Annotated in this window: 1 pseudogene; it reads right to left on the bottom strand. The window is 64.7% G+C overall.

The features are described 5' to 3' along the window. Nucleotides 1-204: 204 nt before the first annotated feature. Nucleotides 205-1,139: pseudogene (locus ACSDR0_RS50665) on the bottom strand (IS5 family transposase). Nucleotides 1,140-1,268: the final 129 nt, after the last annotated feature.

The raw sequence follows: 1,268 nt of genomic DNA, 5'->3' as shown, positions 1-1,268 counted from the left end.
CTTATCTCGAAACCATCATCGGATGATCCGGGAAGGTACACCCTTCCCGGCAGATCCACAGGTTTCGATCATTGCTCGCTGATGAGCTTGTCAGCCGAAGGCTGCTCCAGGTGACGGTGTCATGGCACACCCACCCCAGCGACGACCAAGCCTCACTGGTGCATATGTGGTTCCACATGAGTGATCTAGGTCCTGTTTCTTGGATCAGGTGCGAAGCCAGATCGTCAGGGTGGCGACCGTGACGGTCCCGAGGTAGATGTAGGCGCGTTTGTCGTAGCGGGTGGCCGCGGCCCGGAAATTCTTCAGCCGATTGATCGCCCGCTCGACCACGTTGCGTTTCTTGTAGCGCTCGGCATCAAACCCCGTGGGGCGGCCCCCAGCCGAGCCGCGTCTACGGCGGTTGGCCCGCTGATCACGAGGCTCGGGAATGGTGTGCGAGATCTTACGCCTACGCAGGTAATCCCGGTTTCCCCGAGAACTGTAGGCCTTGTCGGCGCTGACACTGTCCGGCCGCACCCGAGGACGGCCCGGCCCGATCCGCGGCACCAGGATCCTCTCCAGCACGGCCACCAGTTGCGGGCTGTCGCCCTGCTGACCGGGTGTCAACAGCAGCGACAACGGACGGCAGCGACCATCGGCCGACAGGTGGATCTTTGTGGTGAAACCGCCTCGTGAGCGTCCTAAGCACTCGCCAGCCTGACCACCTCCGCCAGGCGGGCAGACAAGCTGCGCAGCACCGGATCGTCCCGCTTTGTCCCGGCCGCTCCCCCCTTTTGCGCCACGACCGGCGCCGGAGCCTTACGGGGCGCACCGGCCGCGTGGTGATGAGCCCGGATGGTCGTGGAGTCCACCGACACCTCCCAGTCCACCCGGCCCGCGGCATCCTCGGCGGCCTGGACCGCGGCCAGCAGCCGTTCCCAGGTCCCATCCGCCGACCAGCGCCGGTGTCGTTTGTAGACCGTGACCCACGACCCGAACCGCTCGGGCAGGTCACGCCAGGGCAGGCCCGTACGCGCCCGATACAGCACCCCGTTGATCACCAGCCGATGATCGTTCCACCGGCCGCCACGCATCCCGCCTGATGGCAGCAGCGGCTCCAGCCGCTCCCACTCCGCATTCGTCAGATCACCACGACCCATGCACCAAGCGTCACCAAACCGACGCCCACTGTCAGGAGATCTAAGAAACAGGACCTAGGGCCTGTATGGACTTCGGATCTTCAGGTGGGTTGAAGGCTTCGGATCCACAAGATGGCTCCGCGTAGATGA

It is taken from the genome of Streptosporangium sp. G11 (assembly GCF_051192615.1).
Classification (GTDB): domain Bacteria; phylum Actinomycetota; class Actinomycetes; order Streptosporangiales; family Streptosporangiaceae; genus Streptosporangium.
Note: the sequence above shows the minus strand (reverse complement) of the source record. Positions and strands in the feature narration are given on the sequence as shown.